The organism is Shewanella sp. SR43-8 (assembly GCF_014163775.1).
Taxonomy (GTDB): Bacteria; Pseudomonadota; Gammaproteobacteria; order Enterobacterales; family Shewanellaceae; genus Shewanella; species Shewanella vesiculosa.
The window spans coordinates 84305-106751 of the sequence record NZ_JACJDX010000007.1; the positions used below are offsets into that span (position 1 = coordinate 84305).

Below are 22447 nucleotides of genomic sequence, written 5' to 3' on the forward strand. Positions count from 1 at the left end.
CTAAATAGAGGCGTTTTTTGTGTGGTGTTTACTATTCTGCATTAGCCTGCTTGGCCGTTAACGCTATGACTTGCTGACAATAAGCAAGGTGATGGCGGATAGTGTCTAAGTATTGTGATGCTTGATAATCAATTAGGTACCAATAACTGGCTTGGCTGTCTGGGTATTGATTATAAAACAACGACTCAGCCAAGATTAAGTCGCTTTGATTGGCGTAGGTTAACCATTGCACACTAGGTAAGTTACTTAATGCGGCGAGTAACGCATATTGCACCTCAAGATTATCTGGTGTATCCGAGCTGACTTGCAGGGCTAAGCGTTGCGCCACCTTAAATTGTGGGTCGGTATTGTCTGGACTTAATAGCTTATTTTGCCGGCGACGGACCGCATCACTCAGTAAAACTTCAAATGGATTAATATCAACGGGTTCGTTATCCTGCGGCAATAGGGGACATGCATCATCGAGAAATAACGCTGGCCACTGAATATTATGGCTGGTGAGCTGTAATCCTAAGGCGATACGACGTTCGCCTAACCAATTATGCACCATGCAGGGTAAATACTCATTCGCCTGCATGTCATCAGGTCTGGCTAAAGAGGGTAATAAAGACATCCGCTGTACATTGACCTGTTGTGCCATCAGGGACATTAATAAAATAGTCACCAGTCCTGATGATGGCCAACAGGTTAACTGCACCTCGAGAGTTTCGCCTACTTCGGTAAGCAGTGACACTAATTGATCGTTATCCGGGCTATTACTGACCACAAAAGCATAATGTGAGCCAGCATAAGGCCCATTACAAATATTAATCACTTTATCGGCTTCATGTTGAGTGCCATTAAAGATGAAAGTATGTCCAATTTGAGCGGGTTGCCAATCACCACTTGCATTACCAATAACTGTTACTTGCTGAAAGTATTCAGATAAAATCGGTGATGAGGCCTGCGATTCAGTGCGAGTATGCATAAAGTGTCACTTGCTATTATCTAATGCTAAGGTCTGTTTATTGTGGTGAACAATGTGCTTTAAACACCATAGTTGTTAATCAAATAAGTTGCTCACCCAATCAGCGTTCGGCTAATTGTAACTCATTGAAACCCTATTGGGTTGAGAAACCTAAACAATCAACATAAAGGCAAGTGAGAAGCCAGCATTCGTCAAAATATGGTTAGATAATTGCTAAAAAGCTTTTCCTTTTGTGACGCTTTAGTATAAATTAAAACAACTGTTTTAATTATTCGTTTAAGAGACTCTTATGAACCCATACCAAGCACCGTTAAAGGACATGCAATTCTTGTTGGCACAGGTATTTGATGCAAAAGCAACATGGGAACAGCTTCCTGCGATGGCAGATGTTGTTGACCTTGATACTGCATTCGCCATTCTAGAGGAAGCCAATAAGATCAGCCGTGATCTGCTTCACCCTTTAAATCGCAACGGTGACGAGCAAGGTGTGGTTCATAAAGGTAACGACATTATTACCCCTGATGGTTTTAAAGAAGTGTATCAGCAGTTTTCTGATGGCGGTTGGGTGGGATTATGCGGCGAGGCGGATTTTGGTGGCATGGGTATGCCCAAAATGCTCGGTGTACTGGTAGATGAAATGGGCTATAGCGCATGTAACTCATTTACGCTTTACAGTTCACTGACCGCAGGCGCTGCATTGTGTATTAATGCTCATGCCAACGACGAGTTAAAACAAACCTATTTACCTAATTTGTATACTGGCCAATGGGCTGGTGCCATGGACATGACCGAGCCTCATGCTGGTTCTGATCTACGTGGTATTCGCACTAAAGCAGAACCACTTGATGATGGCAGCTACGCCATTACGGGTAACAAAATTTTTATTACTGGCGGCGATCAAGATTTAACTGAAAACGTTATCCACTTAGTATTAGCTAAACTACCCGGTTCAAAAGGTATTTCGTTATTTTTAGTGCCTAAAGTTCGCGTTAACAGCGACGGTAGCTTAGGCGAACCTAATGGTGTAACGGTAGGTTCTATTGAACACAAGATGGGGCTGAAAGCATCCGCGACGTGTGTGATGAACTACGATAATGCTAAAGGCTTTTTAATCGGTGAGCCGGATCGTGGTTTAGTGTGTATGTTTACCATGATGAACTATGAGCGTTTAGCCATTGGCTTACAAGGTTTAGGTAACGCGCAAGCGGCTTATCAAATGGCCAGTGAATATGCTAAAGATCGTTTACAAGGTATCGCAGCAGCGGGTTCTGCCACGGGTGCAACATCTGATCCAATTATTGTTCATGGCGACGTGCGACGTATGCTATTAACGATTCGCGCTATGACCGAAGCGGGTAGAGCATTGTCGGTATATACCGGTAAGCAGCTGGATTTAGCAAAATATGCTAGTGGAGATGTACAAGTAAAGGCGGCTAGATATGTAGGTTTACTGACCCCAGTATCAAAAGCCTTTTTAACTGACCGCGGTTTAGATGCCACCATCATGGGCCAGCAAGTCTTTGGTGGTCATGGTTATATCCGTGAAACAGGTATTGAGCAGTTTGTGCGTGATACCCGTATTGCACAAATATACGAAGGCACTAACGGTATTCAGGCTATCGACTTTTTAGGCCGTAAAATTACCGGTGATGACGTTGCTACCTTGACTGAATTTGTCGCTGAAGTGAATGCGAGTCTTATTGAGTTAACTCAGGCAAATGGCGATCATAAAGCGATGGTAAGCCAAGTGTTTGATGAGTTGCTAACAACCGCTAACTACATTAATGCTAACAAGAAAACTCAACCAGCATTAGTAAACTCTTGTGCGGTCGACTTTTTAGATGCCTTTGGTTACGCAGTATACGGCTACTTCTGGTTATTAATGGCCGATAAAGCATCAAGCCACGAAGATCAAAGCTTTGCGGCGCAAAAGCAATTTGTGGCAGATTTCTACATGGATAAGCTACTATCAAAATCTCAGTATCATTTATCACAAGTTAATCAAGGTGATAAATCTATTATGGCCATGCCAGCTGACATGTTCTAAGCCTAGTTACCGCTGAACTGAGTCGATAACTGAGTCCATTATGCGCTGCTGATAAATTGCAGCCACACAAGAAGCCTTCCACTGGAAGGCTTTTTTATTGTAGCTATACACTCACTAACTTGAGTTCAGGTTAACTCGTGAAGGCAATCAGTTTGTTCTTGCTTCGCAATACAGAGCCTAAACTGGCGTTACCTATCGCTTAACCACGAGTCGCTTGATTACTTACTTCGCTTCCAATAGATAAAGGCCACAATAGCCACAAGTACGATGGCTGGAGTGAGTTGAGTGAAATGATGAAAAAGTCCTACCCCTCCATGTCCCTCATGTGCCATGGCAATAGATGGAATGGTGGCAAGAATAAAGGCAAGAGATAAATATTTCATGGTGGAGTCCTTCTGTTGGGTTTACTTTTGTTATCATCGTTTTGATTGAGTTAACGCGTCGTTCAATAATCTGTTAATTGTTATCTGTGTCAATGCTAGGTGTCGAGCACCAACTGCATCAGCATCATGTCTTCACCATCGATCACTAGAGTGTTATTGCCGCCACACTCAGGGCATATCACAGTGCGCTCATTGACTTCTGATTGCGTTTGGCAGTCGCGGCATTGCAACACTAACGGTTGAATATTCATTATCAATTTAGCGTTATGGCATACCGTTTCAAGCTTGAAGGTCTCAAATGCTTGGGATAATAAAGCGGGTTCGACGCCACTTAAAATACCAATCTTAAGCACCACTTGCTCTATGCCTGTGGCTTGATGCTCCAAAGCTAAGGCTTCGCACTGCTCCATTAACGCCATCACAATCGAGTATTCATGCATTAGCAAATCCTTGGCAGCAATTCACCTTGTGGTAAATCTAAGTAGCGACTGCTGCCCCAAGGGGTTTGCAGCACCACTTTACCAGGATGCCCGTCAGTCACCTGGCCAATTATCGCCGCATGCTCACAATGACCATAACGCTGCATGACTTCAATTGCGCCTTCGGCTACATTCATTGGTAAGGCCATAATAAAGGTGCCTTCATTGGCTAAATCAAAAGGTTCAAAGCCAAATAATTCACATAAGCCTTTGACTTCATCACAAATAGGAATACTGGCTTCGTCAACGTTAATGCCAATTTGCGACGCTTTAGCCCACTCGTTTAATACTGCGGATAAGCCGCCCCGAGTGGCGTCGCGCATAGCATGAATGTTAATGTTGGCCACAAGTAACTGCTCAATAATAGGCCATAAAGTATCGCAATCACTGTGCAATTCAGACTCAAGCGTTAAGCCATCGCGAGCCATTAAAATGGCCGCGCCGTGGCAGCCTATATCCCGAGAGACAATAATCGCATCTCCGACTTGTAAGTTTCGCGCTGAAATATCAGGACGTAAAATACGCCCTACGCCAGACGTGTTTATAAACAAGCCATCTGCACAGCCTTTAGGCACCACTTTAGTATCACCGCAGACAATTCGAGCGCCAGATTTACGTAACTCAGTCGCCATGCTGTTAACAATGGTTTTTAAGTCATCAAGAGGAAATCCCTCTTCAATAATAAAACTGCAGCTCAAATATTCAGGTTGCGCGGCCATCATAGCTAAATCATTTACTGTGCCAGCAATCGCCAACTTGCCGATATCGCCACCAGCAAAAAACAACGGTGAAACCGTGAATGAATCAGTAGTAAAGGCAATATGACCACACATGTTCAATTTGGCCGCATCTTCTTGCGCGGTCAAAATGGGATTATCAAAGGCTTTAAAAAACAGCTCATGGATCAATTGGTCCATCTCTTTACCGCCACCACCGTGGCTAAGCTGAATGGTTTTTTTAGTCGGCATGACTCACTTCTCCATAGCGATAATAAGCATTACAGGCGCCTTCAGAGCTCACCATACAGCTGCCAAGCGGGCTTTGTGGCGTACAACCTCGGCCAAATACTTTACAGTCTTTAGGATTGGCCAAACCACGCAAAATATCACCACACATGCAGGCTTTATGATCATCAATTTCCTCTGTGGGCAATATCTTGGCATAAATACGTTCAGCATCACGGTGATGATATTCAGGCCGCAGCGTCAGCGCAGAGTTAGCAATCGGCCCAAGTCCACGCCAACGGAAGCTGTCGCGAACCATAAAATATTTGTCGACCAGTTGCTGTGCGGCAATATTGCCCTCGTAGCTCACTGAGCGGCTGTATTGGTTATCAAGTTCCGCTTTGCCTGCTACTTTTTGACGCACAATGCGCAAAATAGATTCCATAACATCCACAGGTTCAAAGCCAGACACCACAACCGGTGTCTTGTATTTATCCACAGTAGATTGATAAATTTGGGCGCCGCTAATCACACTCACGTGTGCTGGTCCAATAAAGGCATTGACTTGACAGCGGCTATCAGACATCACAGCATCAATGGCTGGTGGCACTAGCACATGGTTAATATGAAACAATAAATTGTCGATCTTTAGCGCTTCAGCTTGCGCTAATAATGCCGCTGTCATTGGCGTTGATGTTTCAAAACCAATGGCGAAAAAAATCACCGTTTTATCAGGATTATCACGGGCAATCGCTAAGGTATCTAGTGGATCGTATATTGGCCTAATATCACAGCCTTTTGAGCGAAATAGCGCCAAACTGCCCACAGAACCGGGAACTCTGATCATATCGCCTAAGGTGACTAATATGGTATCGGCTTGGGAGGCAAGGGCGGCTGCATGGTCAATGCGTTCTTTGGGCATAACGCAGACCGGACAACCAGGACCATGAATAAAGTGAATGTTGGCGGGTAATAATTGTAATAAGCCGTATTTCATAATGGTGTGTGTATGACCTCCGCACACTTCCATGATGTTTATTTGCTCGTTGGTTTTAGCTGCTTGTTGCGCAATTAATTGCGCCAAATGACGAATCGTCAGTGGATCTCGAAATCCTTGATAAAAGTCATTGAGGGTCATCATTGCGCCGACTCCAATTGCATCGCGGTGACTATTTGACGATACAAATCGAGGCTTTCTTGGGCATCTTTATGGTCAATTTTATTCATCACAAAACCAATATGGATCAATACAAAGTCACCGATGGCGAGCGGATCACTGATTAAATGACAACTCACGCGACGTTTCACGCCAAGCGTATCAACTGTTACTGTTTCATCGTCATGAATTTCAACGACTTTTGATGGGATTGATAAACACATAATTAATATTCCTGATGCTTATCAAACCAGCTCGCCAATGCTTTCATTGAATCAGAATTTTTCACTGATACAACTAATAATTCAACGTTGGGATTTAATTTACTTAACTGTGCTTTAGCCTCATCAATACTAAAATCAAAGTGAGGCAGCAGATCAGATTTAGTAATAACGACCAAATCGGCACGGCGAAACATCACTGGATACTTCTCAATTTTATCGTCACCTTCAGGCACTGATAACAACACAATATTTTTATGGGTGCCGACATCATAACTGGCTGGGCACACTAGATTGCCGACGTTCTCAACGAAACAAATCTCTACATCATCTAAATTAATGTGATGCAGTGCGCCGTGAACCATAAAAGCGTCGAGATGGCAGGCTGAGCCGGTTTGAATTTGATAGGCATTGATGCCTTTGGCTATTAAGCGGTCGGCATCGCGTGAGGTTTCAAGGTCTCCTTCAATTACCGCATAACGACCATCGAGATATTCATGTAAACACTCTAACAGACTGGTTTTACCGCTACCGGGACTGCTCATTAAGTTAAATGCGCTTACCTGATGAGCGGCAAAATGATCACGATTATGTTGTGCTTCTACATCATTTTTATCCAATATTTTATGGATAACCGCTAACGTCTTTTTGTCGTTAAGCTGAGGATTACTATGAAGAGTATGGTCATGAGTCATTGAGCAACCGCAATCTTTACACATATGATGTTCCCTAACCTTATTGTTATGATTATCAATAAGTGTCGGTTAATTGGTTGCTGCATTCTTTGATGCACATCAGATTTTGTAATAAAGACTGTGAACAAAAGTGCTATTGAGTAAATTATGTGATCAATAGCCCAATTATTAGCAGTTAAGCATTATCTAATTCACGGTAAGTAAATTGCAGAGGCTGGGTAAAAAACCTCTAGCATTTAATGCTAAGCCATGTGATGAATGGCATACCACAATTGTCCCAATGCAATACCACCGTCAATTAGCAGTTAAGCATTATCTAATTCACGGTAAGTAAATTGCAGAGGCTGGGTAAAAAACCTCTAGCATTTAATACTAAGCCATGTGATGAATGGCATACCACAATTGTCCCAATGCAATACCACCGTCAATTAGCAGTTAAGCATTATCTAATTCACGGTAAGTAGATTGCAGAGGCAGGGTAAAAAACCTCTAGCATTTAATACTAAGCCATGTGATGAATGGCGTACCACAATTGTCCCAATGCAATACCACCGTCATTGATAGGGATATGACCACTGGGTAAAAAGTGCCTGCCACCTTGACGACAATCATCAAGGCATTGACTAAGTAAGAGTTTATTTTGAAATACACCACCACAAAATACCTGTGGTAGCTGCGGATACTGTTGAGCGACTTGATTAACTTGCTGGCTAATGGCATTAATAAAATGCCAACATATTTGCTGTTTAATTGAAGTGCTCTGTGAGTGAGTGAGCAAATGATTGATTAACTGAGCGATAAAGTCACTGCTGTGCCATTGCACAGGCTCAATTGCTTTATCCGCCTGATTACCCGTGCAGCTTAACCTGTTGAGTGTTACCGGTAAGAGTGCCGGCAAGCCCTCAACACTGACATTGTCAAGATAGTCATTTGCAGCGGCTTCAATCATCATACCGGCTTGGCCTTCATATTGTGAGCTGCCAATAAAGTCTAATGCCACCGCCAGTGCATCAAATAAGCGTCCAACAGAGCGACATTCAATACAATGGCTGTTGTTACGCCATAACTGATACAAATTCATTACCTTATGTCGGCCTAAATTTTGTATTGCAGCAATAGGAAGCGTGAGCACGTGTTGCAGTGACATCTGCTCAAATAATAATGCCAGTAAAATTCTCACTGGCTGCTTAATCGCTTGTTCACCGCCAATAAGCTTAAAAGAGCTAAAGTGTGCCAAAGTGGTAAAACTGTGTATATCTGCCAGCATCACTTCGCTGCCCCATAGCACGCTGTCATCGCCTAAGCCGGTTCCGTCAAAGCTAAATCCTACAACTTGATCAGTATGTTGATGCATTGCCATCACCGACAGTACATGGGCGAAATGATGTTGTACGCCAATACAATGAGATGGCGGCAGTTGATGCTCACATTGATACTTCACCGCCCATTGAGTCGGTGCATATTGTGGATGATTATCATGCACAATATGGCTCGGGCTAAAATCATATAGGCGCCTGAACGTTGCTAAACTTTGGTTGAAATATTGCTGTGCTTCTAGATTGAATAAATCACCAATGTGCGGCGAAACAATCAGATTATCGTCAAAGCCAAATGCAACGGTGTTTTTCTGTTGCCCACCAACCGCTAATACGCTGTGTTGACTATTGGATAGCATGGGAGAGTGAAGGTTGATGGTCAGTGGCGCATAGCCACGGGCCAATCGAATCACTTGCACCTGTTCGTCGATCACTTGCACCACACTGTCATCACAGGCATTAATAATCGGCCTGTTATGGTCAAGTATCCCATCAATAACATGGGCTAGATGTCGTTCGATATCAGTCTTATTCGTGATAATCGGCTCGCCGCTGCGATTGGCACTGGTCGCCACAATGGGCTTGTTTAAACGCTGCATTAATAAATGGTGTAATGGGGTGTAGGGCAAAAAGATCCCAAGGCGATCAATACCTGGTGCTAGCAATGCGCTAAGTGCGATAGTGTTATTATGTTTACTTGCAGCATCATTGTTATCACTCTTTGCACGAGTATGACGCTTATTCATCAAGGTGATGGGTTTCTCAGGGCTGGTTAATGCTTGCCATTCTGCTGGCGTGCCACTAACGCACTGTTGCGCTTGAGCTAAGTTGGTGACCATAATCGCCAAAGGTTTTGCTGGGCGCTGTTTACGCTGGCGCAGTGCTGCCACAGCGTCATGATTAGTGGCATCGCAGACTAAATGGAATCCGCCTAAGCCTTTAATGGCCACAATGCCGCCACGGTTAATCATTTCAACGGCTTGCTCTAATGCGATTAACATCGACGAGTCATAGAGAAATTCGGCGTTTGCATTGATGGTACTAAAGGTTAATTGTGGACCACAGTGGGGACAACTCACTGGCTGAGCATGATAGCGTCGATTGAGTGGATCGGTATAAGCCGCGCGGCAGCTATCGCACATCACAAAATCCGCCATCGCAGTGTTGCATCTGTCATAGGGGAGTGAATCAATAATGCTATAACGCGGGCCGCAATTTGTGCAATTGGTAAACGGGTACTGATAGTGACGGTTATGAGGATCGTTAATGTCATCGAGACAATCTAGGCAAATACTCATGTCGGCTGAAATAGCGACGTTGGCATGTTCGCCGTCTAAAATGTGGCTATCGATAATACTAAAGCCGTCAAATTGACTTAATTGGCGGTGATTTATGACTTCAATGGCATCAATTCGCGCTAATGGCGGAGGCGATTGAGTCAAACTATCCATAAACTGTTCAATCAGCTGGTTGCTACCTTGCAAAATAATTGTCACCCCAAGATGATTGTTGAGCACACTGCCCACTAAATTCAATTGGTGTGCCAGCCGAAACACAAAGGGACGAAATCCAACTCCTTGTACAATACCTTTAACAATAACGGTAACTTGTCGTAATGGCTTCATAAAAACTCAATCTCAAACGAGGATAAGCAAAAACTGATATACCTAAAGATACCCTTTATCCGCGGCGTTGTTTGAGATATAGCCCACCTATTGCGATATTAACGCCATCAAAATCCAATAACGGATTAACCACTAGGGGAAAGTTTTTACCAATGCGTATTTGCACTCGTTCAGTTAACACCGGATTGGCAAAGTCACTGCCAGCAATCACTAATTGTTTTATGCCAATATTTTGATCTAAATGCTCTATCCAATGACTTAAATAATCTGCAAACGAATCATGAAATGCAAACGCTAATTTGGCTAAGTTAGTTTCACCCGCTAGCTTGAAACTCATTAATGTGCCTAACGTTTTACACCAATTGAGACCTCGATGCGCGGCTCCCTTGGTGAGCGGAAAGTCAATTCGCGGAGCGTTGTTACCCTGATGCGCCATTGCCAGGGCGATAAATTTATCGGCAAGTTCAGTGACCGTGACTCGCTGAGCGGTCTCAACCGAATAGCCGCCAATAATAAGCGTGGCAACCGCCATTAATTGTGACAATGCGCCATCATCTGCTTGAATGTGCAAGTCCAATAGTTGGTTATACTCAGCAGGAAATAACTGCTTAAACTTATCCAACAGACTTTTTTGTGGCGACTCAGATAAGCGATGACAAATCTCATAACCAGATAAAGGCAGTTTGGGGATTTCAAAAAACAACTCAGGCTGACTTTGGCTATCTAGGGTGACGATTTGGCTGGCATTATGTTGACTGAAATATAGTACCGCAGCATGTTTTACAAATTGCGCTTTACGAATTTTTTTGGTCATGTCACAACGTAATAGTGCGGCATTTAATGCACATAAACTGGTCGTTATTGAGGTGCTGACATCACTTGAATCGTCAGTTATGACATTCTCTAACACTGTTGCTGGTGGCTCAGCAGGGCTGACTTGCCAGTCTATGCTGGTGTTTGTGGTGTGAGCACGAAACGCAAAATGACCATCTTGATAGTTATTTTCATCATGTAAACAAGTGATAGTAGAGGGCAAGGGCATAGTGCCATGACTCAGGCTGGTAATGGGCAACCACTGATGATTAATCATCGCTAAACGCAATGGCGCTTTCAGTACGCCATCGTGGCTGGTTTGTTGATCGCTATTCTTGCTCACGTATAACCAATGAATGCCTTTTTGGCGCAGCACTTCGGTGAGGATCACCAACAAACGGTTTTCAGCGAATTGGATCTCATACAAGGGCGCCAATAAGCTGGGATGATCGCTACTTGCTCGAACGCAAATTAACGGTTTTTCAATACTCGATAAAGCCAACACTTGGCTGTCATTGACGATAAAATGGCTATTAAGTGAATTGGGGTTACAAATTAATATGTGTGGTCTTTGGTATTGATTCGCTTGGCGTGTTTCAGTCTGCGTTGGCGTTTTGGCTTGCTCATCTGTTAATGAGGTGGGTGGCGTTAACCACAAGGTTAACCCGAGAATAGGCAAGGGCAGTGATTTATGGCTAATTAAGCGGTTGGCCATTAACACAATGTCGGCCTGAGTTAACGATTTTTCATCACGACTGAGCTTCTCATGCCCCATGCAGTGTTCACAGTGCAGGTTTATATTACCAAAAGAGGGCTGTTGATTATCGCCAAAAAGTGGTTGGCAATGTTGGCAAAAATACAAAGGTAACCCTGAAGATTTGGCTGACATCGCCAAAGGTTTTCGCTGGCCACAGTGCTTATCAATACGTTCAATATGAGTGTTGAGTAACCAAACCGACAGTAAAAAATCACTGGCAATATCGTCTGCTAACGCTTCAAGTTGAGCTTGTGTGGCAAAGGCTTCAATAAAATAACGTGTGGTACTTGTTTGCGGGTCAGATTCTGCACCAATACTAATATTAAGTTCAGTCCGGTCCAGATATTGATTACACAAGTGCTCATATAATGGCACATGCCTCTGGCATACAAAGTCAAATCGAATGTTATGCATCGACATAGCAACCTCGCTTATAAGCGTCAGGAATCACCTGATCAATGGTTATATTATCCACAATTTCCAGGCTAAATCCTAAGCTGGCCAAATGGGTTAATAGTGTGTGTTCCATCACAGGAATGGCGGCATGTAAATCTGGCGTCAATCCTAATGTCATTGGTTCAATTACCGTTGGGGTAACGCCGAGAACAAATGTGAGCGGTCTGTCACCGACAATGTCCATCATGTTGAGTGTTTGCAGCATTTCTACTTCATGGGCACTGCCTTGCCAATCAATTTCAGCAGGGGCGTGGTCAAAATCAAAAAAATACACTTCGCCAGGCTTCACACCAACACTGTTAACCGTATCAACCACTATTAAATGGTCATAACGACTGATCATTGGAATTAGCCCTTGGGCGAGGGTGCCACCATCGACAATATCCATACTGTCAGTTAGATGGCTAATTTGATATTTGTCTTTGATATAATTGACAAAATGCACGCCGACTCCTTCGTCGGCGTACAATACATTGCCTATACCTAACAGCAATATTTTTTTCACTATTATTGATTCATCCTATTTACGTACTTTGTGATAGTCGTAACCAGATACAATGGAATCGACTGAATTATGTTTAAAGCGAATACCAGACCACACCGCCATATACACATGGATCACCACAAAAATAATGAAGGCCCATGTTAGGTAATGATGATAAGTTCGCAGTGGTGCTAATCCGCCACAAAGACCAGTTATCCATGCTGATACATCACCTAGCATTCCGCCAACACCTAAGTGATACACATTGGCGTAAAGCACTAAGCCAGTGATGCACATAATCAAGGCAACAAACGAAATGGCCACATAAGTCATAAACTGTAATGGTCCGTAAACCCCAGCTTTGTCTAAACTGCCCATCCAAAAATAGGATTTTATTTGCGTTATCCAGCTTTTTACACTCAACACATCTTTAAACGAACGTCGTTCGATGCTATTTCGACTAAAGAAAAACAAGTAAAAACGCACTAAGGTAATGCTGGTTAACAAAAATCCAAAAATGATATGCGCAAAGCGGATCCAACCTTGCACCAAGACATCTGTGCTAGCCGGTGCCACTAAAAATGGCCAGGCGATATAAAATCCGCTGATCACTAATACTAAAATAGACAAGGCACGTAACCAGTGAAATATTCGAATCGCTGGAGTAAATATCAACTGCCGGTCGTGGGTTGCAATATGTTGCATACTTTTTCCCTCCTAGTCCATTACCTCTGATTAAAACCCATTTGGATCAATTTTAAATTGACCTAGAGTCTGTTTCTTGTAATCCATCACGTGAACTGAACACGCCATACAAGGATCAAAGGAATGAATGATGCGAATGACTTCTAAAGGCTTAGTTGGGTCTTCAAGTTTCAAACCAATCAAGGATGCTTCATAAGGGCCCATTTTTCCATTAGCATCTACAGGGCCAGCATTCCAGGTAGTGGGGACCACTGCTTGGTAGTTTTCAACTTTAGCATTTTTAATGCGGATCCAATGACTTAACATACCGCGAGGTGCTTCAATCATCGCAAAGCCCTCATAAACGCGGTCTGGATCAATTTCAGGCTTCACATAAGTTGATTCATCTGACTGCATATTGACCAGTAAGGCATCAAAGGTTTGTAAACTCGCTTGACCGACTAATACCGTTTGCAGCATACGTGCAGCTGTTCTACCTAAGGTGGTAAATAGCGCCTCAAGAGGTAAGCCGGTACGGGCTAACAAGCCGTTTACCGCATCGACAACAACCTGATTTCCGCGGGCATAGTTAACCAGTAAACAGGCTAATGGACCTACTTCTAACGGCTCATCTTGATAGCGTGGTGATTTAACCCAAGAGTATTTACCGTCGCCATTAATGGTTGGCAATTTGCCGTACACAGTATCGCGCTCAATAAAGCCAGTGTAATCAGGAATTGTGGTGCCTACATATGGATGTTGCGGCCCATCAGCTTGATACCAAGCATGGGTGACGTCTTCCTTAATTAAGCTAGGGTCGATATCTGACACATTGGCTAAATCACCGTTTAAAATCACCCCTTGTTGGAATAAATACTCGCCATCAGAGGTAATAAAGTCTTCACCACATAAGAAGCTGCTAACATTTACCCCGCCAAGTACACTGGGTTCAGAGCCAAATGCTTCTGCCGCCATCACAATATCGGCTTGATAAGCTCGCTCAATAAAATCTTGTACGATAGCGTGTTTTTGTTTCCATTCTTGTAAACGGGCAGGGCTTAACATGTCACGCACTGAGGTTACGCCGCCCACAACAATCGACTGTGGATGTGGAGATTTACCGCCAAATATTGCTAACATTTCAGCGGCAACACGTTGCACTTCAAGGGCTTTTAAATAATGCGATAACGCAATGAGGTTTTGTTCAGGGCTAAAGCGATAAGTACTATTTCCCCAATAAGCATTGGCAAATGGCCCGAGTTTTCCTGTTTCAACCAAGCCTTTTACGCGGGCTTGTACGGCTTTAAGTTCACCTTCACCAGCAGCAATGGGCGTATCAGAGTATTTCATCGCCACTTGTGCCGCCAGTGCCGGATCGGCGCTCAATGCCGATACCACATCCACCCAATCCAAACCGTGTAGATGATAAAAATGCACAATATGATCATGCATATATAATGAGGACTGCATTAAGCTGCGTAAGTATTTTGCATTAAGAGGGATCTTAACACCAAGGGCATTTTCAACCGCCTCAGTACCGCAACGATAGTGCGAATAAGTACATACGCCACAAATACGTTGCACAATTAAGCCCACATCCATTGGAGTTCGGCCTTTTAAAATCACCTCAATGCCGCGCCATAAGGTCGACGAAGACCAAGCTTTAGTAATGACATTATTGTCATCCACTTCAACTTCGACACGTAAATGGCCTTCGATGCGGGTGATAGGGTCGATAACGACACGTTTACTCATGATTATTCCTCCAAAGGCTTAGCAAATACGCTTGCTACTGCATGGGCGCCAATACCGACAACGGTTGCGCCTAAAATGACTGCACCTATAGTGTCAGCTGTAGCATCAACGCCGTGTAACAGTTGGCGTCCGAGTGGTTTTTCAAAATCGGCCATGTCATCCCAGAAATTAGGCTCAGAGCACCCCATACATCCGTGACCGGCTAACACGGGCCAACTCGTGTGATGGTTAAAACGCTCCGTTGGGCAGTTGTTGTAGGTGTAAGGACCTTTACAACCGACTTTATAAAGGCAGTAACCTGCTTTTGCGCCTTCATCACCAAATTCTTCAACAAACTCGCCCGCATCAAAGCGACCACGACGTTCACAATTATCATGTACCCGTGCGCCATAGGCCCATTTAGGACGATTAAACATATCCAGGGCTGGCAACTTACCGAACATAATGAAATACATTATTGTGCCAACAATGTTCTTTTCACTCGGAGGGCAACCGCCTAAGTTAATCACCGGCTTATCGACCACTTCATAAACCCCTTTTGCCCCTGTCGGATTTGGCGCTGCGGCTTGCACACCACCAAAGGCGGCACAGGTGCCAACAGAGACAATTGCCGCAGCATTTTCAGCCGCTTCTTTGACAATGTGCAGACCCGTATGGCCTTTACAGCCGACAGTTAAAAAGGTGCCATTGTTAGCCGTCGGCACAGCGCCTTCAACCGCAAGTAAATAGCGACCTTTGTAGGTTTCAAGGGCATTTTCTAAGTTTTCTTCTGCTTGCCAACCAGAGGCCGCCATCAGCGTCTCATGATATTCAAGTGAGATATGATCGAAAATTAACGTGTCAAGGTTGGGGGAGTCAGTGCGAATTAATGACTCGGAGCAACCAGTACATTCGGCTAGGTGTAACCAAATGAGAGGGACTCGGTCGGCTAATTCAGCTGCTTCAGCGACCAAGTTACTAAAGGGTAGGGGCAAGGCAAACATTGCAGAGACCGATGCGGTCCATTTAATGAAGTCTCGACGAGATATCCCAAGGTTAGCCATTTTTTCTTGTAATGAGACAGGCTGACGTTGGGCAAATTGGCGTAAATAATCAAGGCGATCTTGACCCTGTTTATAAAGGGCTGCATGTGTGTCCATGTTGATACCTTCTGCTTAAGTTAGCTCAGTTGCTAATAATGAGTTGCAATCTATCGGTATCAATTTTAGAACTCGGCTAAAAATCCTCTTTGATGTAAATCAACTTGTAAGAAATTTCCTTATCAAAAATAAGCTTGTAGCTTCTAATTTATGAGGTTGATCAAGTTAACAAAACTCAATTTGGACAAATTGTCTCAGATCATATTTTAGCTCAGGACGTGATCGCGCAGTGAACGGCAGTGATTCAGTTGAGATTGTATGGCGTCACTGATTCATTTTGATCTATAAGCAAAATGAATCAGTGAAAATGAAAAACGTTTTGCGGCCATTATTAGCTAGATGAGGACACGAGTGAAGCTTGATGCTTATTTTGAATAGCAATAAGCTGGCGTAAAATAACAGACTACAGCCAGAATATACTGCCAGAGTATGATGTATTTAATAATACCCATCAGTTTGGGCAAGCTCTGCTCATCGACCTATGTTCGCCGCGCTAGACTTGAATTAGCCCTGTGCTTTGAGCAAAATCAAGCAAGGCTATTGGCATAAGCTAACAGTATTATCGATGTCATCGAATGCGAGATCTAAATCAACCAGACTCTCACAGGCGGCATCAAGATGCCCTTGTAGATATTGATGCTTTATCCCATCAGCAATAAAATGAATCTTACTATGATGGTGTTCAAATAGTTGAATATATTGCGATTCAAATAACTGCCCTTGCTTTTCTCGACGGATCCAGTTGCCGCATTGACATGTCTGATCATCAAGAATGGGCCAAGGAATTCCTTCATCTGCAGAGGATAAAATCTTTTTGGCAAATTTCTCTCTCCACTGTGCAGTGATCAGTTTAAATATATCTAGGCTAGTTTGTTTGTTACTGTGATTTTGATTACCACCAATACGCCAACTTTTATTTGGAATATAGTTGCTTAGCCATGGTAAAAAATCTTTTGCAGGCATAGGTTTGGCTATTCCATAGCCTTGAGCTTGCTCACAGCCCATGAGTAACAGCAGTAGACCATGATTGGTTGTTTCAACGCCTTCGGCAATAACATTGCGGTCAAATGATTTCGTTAATGCAATGACTCCCTCAATGATCGAGTAGTCACTTGGGTCATCGAGTATGTCTCGCACAAAACTCTGATCTATCTTAATCGTATTCACCGGTAAACTTCTTAAATGAGTTAACGATGAATACCCGGTACCAAAATCATCCAGTGCAAAACTCACCCCCAGCCGGTTTTGGCATTCCTCAATAATATGATTAATGGTATTGATGTCGCCAAAAGCAGAACTTTCCAGTATCTCTAGTTGCAAATATTGAGCATTATTATTGGGATACTGGCTTAAACTATCTTCAAGATGAGCAACAAACGTTGGCGTACGCAGATGATTTGACGAAATATTAACGCTAATTTCAAGTTTAATACCTTGTTTTTGCCAATCATCAAGTTGTTGTAAAGCCTGATTGATAACCCACTCGCCGATGTCGATTTCTAATACGGTACCATCGATAAATGGTAAGAAATCTCCCGGTGAAGTGAGCCCTTTCTGTGGGTGGTTCCAACGTATTAAAGCTTCTACGCCAAATACATGTCCACTGACCATATTCACCTTCGGCTGATAGTAGAGCTGAAATTCATGGTTAGCAAATGCCTGTTGAATTTCTTCGAGGTGATGATTTTTTTGGATAATAAGCTGGTCAGAATCGGCACTGTATAATCGAGAACGATTTTTACCGGTTAATTTCGATTGGTACATAGCGTGATCAGCGTGACGCAATAACGTATCGATATCACCATTATCAGCAGGATATAAGGTCAGCCCGCTAGAAACGGTAATACGATGTTGTATATCATCAATGATATAAGGTTCTGCTAACGCTTTATGGATTCGGTCTATGGTTACTTCATATTGTGAAGCAGACTTAATATCATTGAGTAATATGGCAAATTCATCACCGCCTTGCCGTGATACGGTATCTTCTTCTCTAATACAGGCACTAATGCGGTTTGCGACTTCAATTAATAAGCGATCTCCAACATCATGACCATAGTTATCATTTACGGGTTTAAAATCATCTAAATCTAGGAAACACACCGCAAGTTGATGTCCTGTGCGCATACTATGAGCAATGGATTGTTGAAAACGGTCTACAAATAACGCGCGATTAGGCAGTTTCGTCAGAACATCATAGTGAGCCATTAAATTCAGTTGGTCTTGTTGTAGCTTACTGTTGGTGATATCAGAAAACATCCCAACATAATGAGTCACTTCATTTTGGCTATTGGTTAATGATGAAATAGTGAGTAATTCTGCATAGAGTTGCCCTTGCTTTGTCCTGTTCCATACTTCGCCTTGCCAGTATCCATTTTCTGAAACTGTGTGCCACATCAGTGCATAAAATTGCGGACTTTGTTTACCCGAACTCAATATGTTTGGTGTGTTACCAATAATATCTCCTCGGCTATAACCGGTTATTTGGGTGAATGCTGGGTTAATATCAAGTATCTGTTGTTTGGCGTCGGTAATCATGATGCCTTCATGGGTATCACTAAACACTCTAGAGAATAATTGCAGTCTTTCTTGCGCTTTTTCTCGCTCCGCAAGTAACCTTGATTGTTTGATGGCACTGAAACTTGACGCGGAAATGATATCGGTGAGTTTGGTATAAAATCGCATTCCATGGGCGACCTCATCACGGGTAAAGCGCGGCACTTTATCGAGAGCGGCAAGGTACGCCTGTTCATCAAAGCCATATTGGTGTGCTTGTTGGCGAAATATCTCAACATCAGGGATTTTATCCTGATAAAAGAACTGACCAATGAACACATTGCCGAGATGCTTGCCACCAATAACAATAGGGGCAACCATTTCGTACATATTGTTTTTGCAGTTGTATTCCTTAAATGTATTGTGCTCAACATTGTGTGTGAGCATTGCATCACTCTCTATACAATTTTTTCGTGTTTGAGGATGGCAGCGATGAAATTGGGTACAGATATCTTGCCAACCTACGCTGACAAGAATATTTCCTTCGATATCAAGTACTGCACCTAACATGCCGGTTAAATCATAAAAATCATCCATCAGAGATTGCAGCGCTTCAGCATCAATGATATCCGATAGCGATAAGGCACCAATGTCTGCATCGGGTTCTAATATTGCTTTGAGCTTGTTTTGGATAGTTGCTTCACTTTTGCGTAAGGTATCTTCGGCTTGTTTGCGCTCAGTAATATCTTGGATAAAACCGGCTATCTTTTGCACTTCACCTGCGCTATTTGTGATCAATTGTCCTCGACATTCTATCCAGCGCTCTTCACCATCTTTGGGTCTAATGATCCGATATTCAACATGGTGTTCTCGGCCAGTCAAGAAGCATTCTTTAACTGATGCCATAAAAGTGTCAATGTCACTTTTATTCATCACGTTACAAAGGGTTTGCGGATCTGCTTTGGCGTTTTCAACCAGTCCAAATAACGCACACATTTGATCAGACCAAACGGCGGTTTTCTGGTCGGGCAGTAATTCCCAATAGCCAATTTTGGCATAAACTTGCGCTTCTTTTAACCTGGCCTCACTTTGCTTAAGTTGTTCCAATGATTTCTTATAGTTAGTGACATCTCTGGCTACACCTAAAATACCCACTAAGTGACCATGATTGTCTTTCATCGGTGTTTTTATGGTTTCGACCTGTTCAACGTGGCCGTCATTGGCAAATGTCAGCGATTCTTCATTGACGGTGGATTCACCGGCATGGAGTGCTTTGGCATCATTGTGGCGAAAAAAAGTAGCAAGCTCATGGCTGACAAAATCAAAGTCAGTCTTACCGATGATTTCATGTTCCTTGGCGCCATACATTTCTTCAAATTTGGTGTTACAGGCTAAATAACTTCCTTGGGTATCTTTCAACCAAATCATATCAGGCACAGTGTTTAATAAAGCTTTTATCATTGCCTGACTCGATTCCAGCTCAGAAAATAATGTCCGCTCTTCGGTAATGTCTCTGAACACAAGCACCACACCACTGATATCACCAGCAGGATTACGCATTGGCGCAGCAGAGTCGGCAATGTGATATTCAGATCCATCTTTAGCGATAAGCTTAGTGTGATTATCCAGGCCGACGATTGAGCCAGTATCGAGGACTCTTTTTACCGGGTTATTGACCGATTCAAGTGTGTAAGCATCAACAATATTAAACACTTTTGTAAGCGGTTGTCCTAATGCCTGAAGAGATGTCCAGCCGGTAAGTTGAATTGCCACAGGGTTTATATAGGTCACCGTGCCATGGGTATCGGTAACTATTACTGCATCACCGATAGAGCTTAAGGTAATTCGCAATCTTTCTTCTTGTTTAAATAACGTCAGCAGGTGTTTGTTTATTCTTGTGTTGTAACGCAACAACAAACTCACAATAACAATCCCTACCATCAAGATAAGAGCTGCAAGCAATAGTTGCATGAGTTTAAAGGTGTGTAGATCGTCATTGATAACTTGTTGCAGGGCGGTTTCCACATGATCAACCGCAAGGTTAAACGCGATAAAGGCTTGGTCAAATTGTTGGTCAATATCAGAACCAATAGCGGATGTGGATTGTGCATCCCAACGTTGTTGGGCCATGTGGCGAAATTTTTGCAGGTCGACTATGGTTTGGTCAATTTGCTGGCGTAAATCAGGATTATCAAGAGGCATGATGACGGTATCGCCATTCTTACCGCCCTCAAGCATGACATGCGCATACCATAGTGATTTATCAAAATGCGCCCATACAGTGTCAATATCGATGCTGCTATCACCACTAATCGCCTCTTCAAACCACAAGTGTCCTGTTGTAGCCTCAAGCTTAATTTTGATAGCGGCATCGATCAGCGGGGAGTAACGAAACGCAATATCACGACCGGAGTTGAAGGAGTAATAAACGATTGCCATGATGAGCAAAGTTAGGGGAACAGAGAAAAGTAGTATTCTACGAGAGCCAGCTTCCATAAGATGCATCCGTGTCTGACATAATAAAAGCATATAATTAGCTAATTTAACAACAATGTAACTTTATGTAAAATATCATTGATTGAGCTTAATACTAATTTAACTCCTTGTCGCTAAACAAGCACCCTATATATACGCCAACTGACAAAAATGCCTAGAGTAGAAAGATATTAGATTAATGCCCAAGCTTGTGATCATTAGCGATGTCATTAATGCGTTGATAACTATTTTGTAAATGTGACGTTTGCGACTCAACACAGTAGAGATATTTTTTCACGGATAATTTTCTGAAGGCTAAATACTTTCAAGTGACATCAACAATTAAACCTGTCTAATCATATTCTCAATGCTGAGTTATCTGCTCACTAACCTGAAATAGGGATGATATATGAGAATATGATGATAAAGATCATCACCTTAGACGTTAACCACAAACAAACTCATGATTGGTGTTACTCATAAGGCGAATGGACGCATTAATAGCGGGTCTATGACAGATAATTCAACGCTATTAGCAACAAAAAGCACTGTTTGAGAGGTGTTTGTTATCCAATGTATAGGTTAATTACCTTGTTTTATGTTGGTATTCCCCATAAAGTACTGGGCTGAATAATATTGGTTCAGCATGATGAATACAAAATTGATATAGGTTGTAGGTTTGGTAGATAAAATAGCATTAGCAGTCGATTTTCTTCTCGAGCACAAATTATTGTTAACAGTGTTGATAATAATCCTCATCTCAGTGATTAAACGCTTTATCATTTCAAGTATACGTGGCGATGTCGCATTTCTTTCTGATGTGCAACGCAAATGGATGTCGCGTACTAAAAATGGCACATTTATCTTAATATTGGTGGTGTTATTTGTACTTTGGCAGACCGAAGTCAGCAAATTTGCATTGTCAGTAACAGCCATCGCAATTGCTTTAGTCATCGCCTCAAAAGAGATTATTCTGTGTTTTACCGGCTCGATACAACGCGCGAGTTCACGCTCATTTGTGATTGGTGATTGGATTGAAGTGGGTAAGATATACGGTGAAGTAATAGAACATAACTTAATGGCTACAGTGATCCAAGAGATTGATCTGGACCAAGGCCAATACCATTACACAGGTAAAACCGCCACGCTGCCAAATAGTATGTTTTTTACCTATGCGGTTAAAAACCTTAATTTTATGAAACGTTACGTTTATCATAATATTACTATTACTCTGGTGCAGTTTGTTAACCTGTATCCGCTGTTTCCTGGACTTACTCGTCAAATAGAACAGCACTGTGAAGATTTTATTGAAGTGGCCAAGCGCTACAATAGCGTGATAGAAAAACACGCCGGTGTCGATTTACCGGGCAGTGAACCACACATTCATATTACCAGCGGCATAAATGGTGAGCAGAATGTACATATCATGATTTTTTGCCCCACTGAACGCGCGATACATTTAGAGCAGCTCATAAGAGAAGACTTTATGATTGCTTTTCAAGAACACTTTGGCTAATTCAGTTAACGCTCTGTGGCGGTAAGGATTCACACCGCA

The 22447-nt window shown here is 42.8% G+C and carries 16 protein-coding genes; 2 read left to right on the top strand and 14 right to left on the bottom strand.

Going from position 1 to position 22447, the window contains the following annotated elements; genetic code table 11:
- Positions 1 to 31 precede the first annotated feature (31 nt).
- Positions 32 to 967, bottom strand: coding sequence for a hypothetical protein (locus H5114_RS10435; protein ID WP_182722863.1), 936 nt, complete (start codon positions 965 to 967; stop codon positions 32 to 34).
- 289 nt (positions 968 to 1256) lie between these two features.
- On the opposite strand from H5114_RS10435, the gene H5114_RS10440 reads away from it, so the two are divergent.
- Positions 1257 to 3014, top strand: coding sequence for an acyl-CoA dehydrogenase C-terminal domain-containing protein (locus tag H5114_RS10440; protein WP_182722864.1), 1758 nt, complete (start codon positions 1257 to 1259; stop codon positions 3012 to 3014).
- Between the two features lie 218 nt (positions 3015 to 3232).
- On the opposite strand, the gene H5114_RS10445 is transcribed toward H5114_RS10440, so the two are convergent.
- The 13 genes from H5114_RS10445 to H5114_RS10505 all read right to left on the bottom strand — a co-directional run bounded on the left by H5114_RS10445 (position 3233) and on the right by H5114_RS10505 (position 20913).
- The gene (locus H5114_RS10445) at positions 3233 to 3397 is read right to left on the bottom strand and encodes a hypothetical protein (RefSeq protein ID WP_165870019.1); all 165 of its coding nucleotides are present in this window, start codon (positions 3395 to 3397) and stop codon (positions 3233 to 3235) included.
- 95 nt (positions 3398 to 3492) lie between these two features.
- Entirely contained in the window at positions 3493 to 3837 is a 345-nt protein-coding gene (locus H5114_RS10450; protein ID WP_182722865.1) for a hydrogenase maturation nickel metallochaperone HypA, read from the bottom strand.
- A complete protein-coding gene (gene hypE, locus H5114_RS10455) occupies positions 3837 to 4844 on the bottom strand; it encodes a hydrogenase expression/formation protein HypE (protein WP_182722866.1) in 1008 nt (335 codons plus the stop codon). The genes H5114_RS10450 and hypE overlap by 1 nt, the downstream gene beginning before the upstream one ends.
- A complete protein-coding gene (gene hypD, locus H5114_RS10460; protein ID WP_124014776.1) occupies positions 4834 to 5961 on the bottom strand; it encodes a hydrogenase formation protein HypD in 1128 nt (375 codons plus the stop codon). The genes hypE and hypD overlap by 11 nt, the downstream gene beginning before the upstream one ends.
- Entirely contained in the window at positions 5958 to 6200 is a 243-nt protein-coding gene (locus H5114_RS10465; protein ID WP_124014777.1) for a HypC/HybG/HupF family hydrogenase formation chaperone, read from the bottom strand. Before H5114_RS10465 ends, hypD begins: the two co-directional genes overlap by 4 nt.
- Before the next feature lie 2 nt (positions 6201 to 6202).
- Positions 6203 to 6916 (bottom strand): hydrogenase nickel incorporation protein HypB, encoded by a 714-nt coding sequence (hypB, locus tag H5114_RS10470; RefSeq protein ID WP_182722867.1) that lies wholly within the window; start codon positions 6914 to 6916, stop codon positions 6203 to 6205.
- Between the two features lie 478 nt (positions 6917 to 7394).
- Positions 7395 to 9833 (bottom strand): carbamoyltransferase HypF, encoded by a 2439-nt coding sequence (gene hypF / locus H5114_RS10475; protein WP_182722868.1) that lies wholly within the window; start codon positions 9831 to 9833, stop codon positions 7395 to 7397.
- 55 nt (positions 9834 to 9888) lie between these two features.
- Entirely contained in the window at positions 9889 to 11823 is a 1935-nt protein-coding gene (locus H5114_RS10480; RefSeq protein WP_182722869.1) for a NiFe hydrogenase, read from the bottom strand.
- Positions 11810 to 12364, bottom strand: a complete 555-nt coding sequence (locus H5114_RS10485; RefSeq protein ID WP_124014781.1) for a HyaD/HybD family hydrogenase maturation endopeptidase — start codon at positions 12362 to 12364, stop codon at positions 11810 to 11812. Before H5114_RS10485 ends, H5114_RS10480 begins: the two co-directional genes overlap by 14 nt.
- 15 nt (positions 12365 to 12379) lie before the next feature.
- Complete coding sequence (cybH, locus tag H5114_RS10490) at positions 12380 to 13048, bottom strand: Ni/Fe-hydrogenase, b-type cytochrome subunit (RefSeq protein WP_182697294.1); 669 nt, start codon at positions 13046 to 13048, stop codon at positions 12380 to 12382.
- A 30-nt stretch (positions 13049 to 13078) separates the two neighbouring features.
- Entirely contained in the window at positions 13079 to 14782 is a 1704-nt protein-coding gene (gene hyaB, locus H5114_RS10495; protein ID WP_124014783.1) for a nickel-dependent hydrogenase large subunit, read from the bottom strand.
- A gap of 2 nt (positions 14783 to 14784) precedes the next feature.
- The gene (gene hyaA / locus H5114_RS10500; RefSeq protein WP_124014784.1) at positions 14785 to 15921 is read right to left on the bottom strand and encodes a nickel-dependent hydrogenase small subunit; all 1137 of its coding nucleotides are present in this window, start codon (positions 15919 to 15921) and stop codon (positions 14785 to 14787) included.
- 537 nt (positions 15922 to 16458) lie between these two features.
- Complete coding sequence (locus H5114_RS10505; RefSeq protein WP_182722870.1) at positions 16459 to 20913, bottom strand: PAS domain S-box protein; 4455 nt, start codon at positions 20911 to 20913, stop codon at positions 16459 to 16461.
- Positions 20914 to 21571: 658 nt separating this feature from the next.
- Between H5114_RS10505 and H5114_RS10510 the strand changes: the two genes are divergently transcribed.
- Positions 21572 to 22408 (top strand): mechanosensitive ion channel family protein, encoded by an 837-nt coding sequence (locus H5114_RS10510; RefSeq protein WP_124014786.1) that lies wholly within the window; start codon positions 21572 to 21574, stop codon positions 22406 to 22408.
- Positions 22409 to 22447: the final 39 nt, after the last annotated feature.